3 protein-coding genes are annotated in these 6,524 nt (G+C 43.8%); 1 reads left to right on the top strand and 2 read right to left on the bottom strand.

Annotation, left to right across the window (positions count from 1 at the left end; genetic code table 11):
* Positions 1–3,681: VWA domain-containing protein (locus F0251_RS21105; protein ID WP_171731739.1), on the top strand; the 3,681-nt coding region annotated here is incomplete at its 5' end.
* A 55-nt stretch (positions 3,682–3,736) separates the two neighbouring features.
* Here the strand turns inward: F0251_RS21105 and F0251_RS21100 are convergent.
* Together F0251_RS21100 and F0251_RS21095 are read right to left on the bottom strand one after the other, a co-directional pair.
* Positions 3,737–4,930 (bottom strand): class I SAM-dependent methyltransferase, encoded by a 1,194-nt coding sequence (locus F0251_RS21100; protein WP_008223506.1) that lies wholly within the window; start codon positions 4,928–4,930, stop codon positions 3,737–3,739.
* A gap of 150 nt (positions 4,931–5,080) precedes the next feature.
* The gene (locus tag F0251_RS21095) at positions 5,081–6,484 is read right to left on the bottom strand and encodes a methyl-accepting chemotaxis protein (protein ID WP_061033464.1); all 1,404 of its coding nucleotides are present in this window, start codon (positions 6,482–6,484) and stop codon (positions 5,081–5,083) included.
* Positions 6,485–6,524 lie beyond the last annotated feature (40 nt).

The following is a 6,524-nucleotide window of genomic DNA, read 5'->3' as shown; positions in this document are numbered from 1 at the left end:
ACGTCGGCGTCGTTCGATGTGAACGTTGAAGACGGCAACGAAGATGGCAGCACACCGGTAGACAGCACGTTCAACTTGACGGTGACTCCAGTGAATGATGCGCCTACAGCCAATGATTTCACTGAAACAACTGTCGACTGCGTAACATCTGTTGATTTTGCACCACATACAAGAGATGAAGAAGATGATGCGGCGGGAATTGAAACTTCGGTTATCGTCGAAAGTGACCCTATCTTTGGTACATTATACGAAGTTGCAGATGATGGTACTAAAACTGAGGTTGTGGTTGGACAAGAGTATGGTGATGCTGACAATTTTGAATATGTCTTAGATTCAGATATTGCTGACCAACTTAGCTTTAGTGCATCTGATCTTGCTTTTGATATTGATACATCAAACGGAAGTACATCGATTTCTTATTTTAACGATCTTATTTCGATTTCTGCTGGTACATACACGGGAAGTTCACCTGTTGGTAACGATGTAGTTAGTAACCCTGGGGTTTACTTGAATTACGATGGCTATAGTGTAGAAGATGGTTTTGGTGTATCAACAAGTAAGAACGGGAGTAGCGAACTTGACGTAACCTCGAAAGAATTCATTTCTGTCGATTTTGGGAATAGTGGTGCGGAAATTTTGTCTGCTAATCTAGATTTCGGTAGCGTTTATGGGAATTACAACCCTAACAGTAGCGCTGACGGTGAGATTAACGTTGTTGCATTGGACTCTGATGGTAACGTTGTTGGTACGTTCAACTTCAATACTGAAAACAATTCCAATTTCGGCGACGAGTATACTTTATCTATTGATTCTAGCGGTAATGCGACTGTTAACGTTTCGATTCCCGATGGTAACGGAGGTTTTATTCCGTTTACTGAGCTAAAAGTGTTCACAACTCAAGATGGATCATCGAACCCTAATAGAAATTCAAATATTACCTTTAAAGGCGTTGAGGTAGTTGATGCAAAAGTTACAGAGACCATTGATTACAAAGCAGAAGACTCTAGTGACTTAGAGAGTTCAACAGCGCAAGTCACGATTGAGACGGAATCTATCGTGAAACCTTCCCCCGAAGTGACTAGTGTCTCGCGTGACGTGTCTGAAGACGCTAGCGCGACACAATCTGTTGTGGGGAATATAGACGTACTCTACGCTGACAGTATTACTTTGCAGGAACCTTCTGAAAGCTACACATCTAATGGACATGGTATTACTTGGACTTCTTCGAACGCTGGGCAAACGCTTGTTGGTACTGTTAACGGGTCAGTAATTTTAACTGCGACTATCGATGATGCCGGTAACTACGACTTAAGTTTGAGTGGACCCGTTGATCATTTGGATGGCAATACACAGCTAGACCAAATGTCGATCGATATTGGGGTAGTTGCGTCGAACAGCAATGGCAGTCAAACCGGTACTATATCACTGTCTATTGCCGACGATACTCCAATTGCACAGCCAATAATTAATGATTTGCAGCCTTCAGCTAAGGCGGGAGCAAACGTACAGCTTATTTTAGATGTATCTGGATCGATGGCCTGGGATTCAGTAACTGGTAGTTCGACGGTTACTAATGAATCTCGTCTATCCATTATGCAAGATGCGGCAAAGCAGTTACTTAGCGAGTACCAAAGCTTAGGTGTTACACAAGTACAAATAGTCACATTCTCAGGTAGTTCTGATGCGCAAAGTGGAGCAAGCGGTACGAGTTGGATGTCTGTGACAGAAGCTATTGACTTGATAGATAATTTGGCTGCTGGCGGTGCAACTTATTACGACACTGCTATTGATGCGGCTATGGATCACTGGGGTGACACTGGAAAGGTTGATGGTAATCCATCAAACATAACTTATTTCTTGTCTGACGGTGCACCAAACTCTGGCGGTAGCCTAACAGATTATGAAAAATCGAGTTGGGAGAGCTTCGTTGATTCTAATGACATTACAGCACTTGCTTACGGTATGGGTGAAGCCGTGCCAATCACTTACCTAGAGGATATCGCGTACAATGGTGCTACCGATAGTGAGATTGGAGCTGTCGTGGTTCCTGATATTACTCAGCTTCCTCCTATCATCTTGCAATCTGTTGTTGATCCTATTTCCGGTCAAGTGGTTAACGATGGTAGTAATGGTTCCATAAGCGGTTTCGGCGCAGACGGGGGCTACGTATCTGAAGTTACCTTTGGTGGTGTAACGGTTAGTTATAATGGTATTGGAGCCTCTGTTTCTGGTTTTGATTCTGGTGTGAGTACGGCGATAGACGGAAGCCAAGTTTCTATATTTATCGATAATAGTCACACATTGGTTTTGGATATGGCCACAGGCTCTTACCAATTCTTTGCTGCAGTCGTGGACTCAGATGTTTCGTTGGACTTCGACTATGAGTTGTCAGATAACGATAGAGATACTAGTAGCGGTAGTATGACTTTCAATATAAAAGCTCCAGTGATGGAAGCTAATGATGATGATGTGTCTACCACGGAATTGGTTCCGGTGTTGATTGATGTCTTAGCCAATGACTATAACCCACATGCTTTGACATCGATTTTGACTCTATCAAGCGTAACATTGATAAATCCTGCGCATGGCCAAGTATCAATCGTTGATGGTCAAGTGTTGTTTGTACCTAGTGACAATGCTAATGCCGGTGATATCGTTGAAATTTCATATACTGCAACGGATAAAAATGGCAATAGTGACAGCGCCACTATGTCGGTTTCGATAACAGCGCATAGCGGTAACACAATATCTGACGGAAACGGTATAAATGCGGTTTATATGCCGCAAGGGACTGTTTCAAGCAATCATGGCGACAATTGGCAAAGTCAGCCAGAACCTTCCATAACGGTTAATGGCGTAAAAGTTGAACGAGGGCAGCAAAATCCTCAACTTGCCGACGACTCAGATTTAATCGTCACAGGTGGTGATAATGATCACGTTGAAGGTGGCGATTTCAACGACATTATTCACTTAGGAGATAGTGGCAGTAATGTGGTATTTGATGTTCAAGACGCTGAAAAGTTTGTAGAGGCAGATGTTTCTCAAATTTATCAAGGAGATTCTGAAGATGGCACACTAGACTCCCCTTATGTAGCACCAAGTTGGGCTGATGTAGGTCAAGGCGGTTCCGGTAATGATGTGATTTTGGGTGAAGCAGGTATCGATCTCATATCAGGTGGTTCTGGTGACGATTATTTGGATGGCGGTTCTGAAAATGATTATATTCGTGCTGGTAGTGGTAGGGATATTGTTATTGGTGGAGCTGGCGACGATCACTTGAGAGGTGAAGGTGATGATGACATTCTTATTGGTGGTATTGGTGACGATATCTTAACAGGGGACGGTGGTGAGGATTTGTTCCTGTGGGCTGATCAACCATTCCAGAATGATGTCGATACAATAACTGACTTTACGCTTGATGAAGACCACTTAGATATTTCTCAGTTACTACCGAATGAGAATACGATGAGTGACCTGTTAGAACATATTGTTATTGAAAAGGCTTCTGGAAACGACTTGGTTATTACGATTTCGGAATCAGCAGGTCATACAGGAGATACACAAACGATTGTCCTTGATAGTGCAGCGAACCAGGTTACTGGCTTGAGCTCAGGAGAGGTGACGGGACAACAATTGAACGACTTGATCAATCAGTTATTCAAACAGTTACCAGACCAATAATAAAAAAGGGCCGAAAGGCCCTTTTTTATTAGCTCGTTATTGAAAGCTTAACTGTTTACAGAACTTTACAAGCAAAGCCTTTCAGGTAGAAACCTTCCGGGTAAGCAGTGTCGGTTAGGTGGTCAGCGGCTTGCTCGAAGCGCTCGACGAACTTAACGGTTCTGCCAGCGTCAATGGCCGCATCAGCGATGATCTTTTGGAATAGGTCTGTACCCATTAGGCCAGAGCAAGAGTAGGTAAGTAGCGTACCGCCTGGCTTTAGGATTTGCATTGCAAGCATGTTTACATCTTTATAGCCGTTTGCACCTGATGTCAGGTTGTTCTTACTTGAAACAAACTTCGGTGGGTCCATGATCACCACGTCAAATTTAGTGCCTTGGTCACGGTATTCGCGAAGCAGCTTGAAGACGTCAGCATTTAGGAATACAGCGCGCTTTTTCGAGATATCAAACTCGTTAAGCTCAGCGTTGAATTTGGCTGTATCAAGAGCAAGTTGAGATACGTCTGCGTTGATGACTCGCTTTGCATCGCCTTTAAGCGCGTACAGGCCAAAACCACCAGTGTACGAGAAACAGTTAAGGACATCTTTGCCTTTTACGTATTTCATTGACTCTTTACGGCTATCACGTTGGTCCATGTAGAAGCCTGTTTTGTGACCTTCCATGATGTTTACGCTGATCTTAACGCCGTTTTCTTCAATTACGATAGACTTTGGTGGCTCTTCACCGTGAAGAACGCCAACCACTTGTTCTAAGCCTTCTTTCTTACGAACCGCTACGTCAGAGCGCTCGTAAATATTGCAGTCTGGGAAGCACTCAATTAGCGCTTCAACCAATACGCTTTTGTTAAATTCAGCACCAGCACTAAGGAGTTGGCAAACTAAGTAGTCTTGATACTTATCGATGGTGATACCTGGTAAGCCGTCTGATTCTGCTGCGGTCAGGCGGTAACCTGTTAGGCCATCACGTTCGATGATGTCTTCGCGTAATGACTGTGCGTCTTGAATTCGTTTTACGAAGAACGCTTTGTTGATGTCTTCTTTTTCAAATGTCCAAACACGTGCTCGAATTTGAGAAGATGGTGAGTAAGCAGCCTTCGCTAACCACTGACCATTTTGAGCATATACGTCTACCGTTTCACCCTGTTTTGGCTCACCCTCGACTTTATCGATACCGCGTGAAAATACCCATGGGTGTTTGCGGCGTAATGATTTGTCACGGCCTTTCGCTAGATGAATAGAAGGAGTCATAATTTACTCTGTTTGTTGAATTTGAAGGAGGGGTATTGTCGGGGAAGTGCAGGTGAAAAGCAAATAAGAAAGGGCCACGTGAGCAGCCCTTGTCATGATTTTAATCAGTTAGATAGCAATATTCTAAATACTGCCTTTGAAAGACCAAGATTATGCTTTAAGACCTGTCAATAAGCCTTCCATGGTGTCACTTTGCTTACGAAGCTGGTCAACATTAGAATTGCTCTTACTGATCATTTCACAGATGCTATCTGATTGATGACGAATCTCTTCAACGCTTTGTGCAATGTTATCAGCAACGACACCTTGCTCTTCGGCTGCGGTCGCAATTTGGGTACTGCTATCAGAAATGGATTGATTCTTTTCAGCTAGCGAGCCGATCTCAACATTCACTTCAGACATCAATGTTTGTCCTTCATTGGCGTTGTTCACCGTCACTTCCATCAGCTTTGTTAGTGATTGACTGTTACGCTGTAACGATTCAATCATACTTTGGATCTCAACCGTTGCTTGTTGAGTTCGACCGGCAAGTGCACGAACTTCATCAGCAACAACCGCAAAACCTCGACCTTGTTCACCCGCACGAGCGGCCTCGATGGCGGCGTTCAATGCAAGTAGATTGGTCTGCTCTGAAATACCATTGATGGTTGTCACGACTTCATCAATTTGCGCTGCGTTTGCATCCAGCTCTTCAACGGCTTGAGATGCGGATTGGATCTCTTGAGATAAGCTAGAGATAGACGCCAACGTATTTGACACTTTGACTTGCCCACTCTGAGCTACACCGCGAGCGTCCATCGTTTGAGAGCTTGATGCATGAGCAAGGGTTGCTACCTCACGAATGGTTGCGGCCATTTGTTCAGTCGCACTTGCTAGACTGTTCAGATGCTCTTGTTGGTTTCCTGAGATATCAGAGCTTTGCTGCGTTGACTGATTCAAGTCAGAGCTAATTTGCTGCATGAGCGCAACAGACTCTTGAATCGAAAGCACCATGTTTTGCTCGCGTTCTGCTACCTTGTCGATAGTAATTGCGATTTCACTAAACTCATCACGAACAGGGAAGTAGTTCATACGACAAGTTAGGTCACCATTCGCGAGTGTGCTCAGTGCTTTGTTCATTGAGAACATTGCTCCGCCAATGAAAGTCATGATGTAGTAAACACCGAGTGCAATCAAAGTTAGGGTGACCGCAACGATCGATACCTGTGTTGCTGAAAGCGCAGACCACAGGTTTTGGTCGTGGTTAGCAACCAAACTAAATGCACCATTCATAACTGAAACAGAGCCTGCGCCATAACCAAGGGAGATAGTTTCGGAGCTATTAACCAGTTGAGCAACTTGTTCTTTGGTGAGTTGACCAGCTTCGATAAGCCCCTTCATTAAGAGCAATTCTTCTTGATAGAGGTGGGCCAGTAGTGAATCTGCTGCACTATCTAAAACGAGAGTAAATATAACAAGAGCGAGAAGAGGTAATAAAAAGAGGAGATAAAACTTTTCTTGGATTTTTAGGTGAATGAGATATTTATCAATCCAACGAAATGGGATTTCTTTCATAATCGTTATACTCGAAGTAAGTCCACCAATAAGCGGTGAA

It is taken from the genome of Vibrio sp. 070316B (assembly GCF_013114115.1).
Taxonomy (GTDB): domain Bacteria; phylum Pseudomonadota; class Gammaproteobacteria; order Enterobacterales; family Vibrionaceae; genus Vibrio; species Vibrio chagasii_B.
The sequence above is the reverse complement of the archived record's forward strand: the minus strand, read 5'-3'. Positions and strand labels throughout refer to the sequence as shown.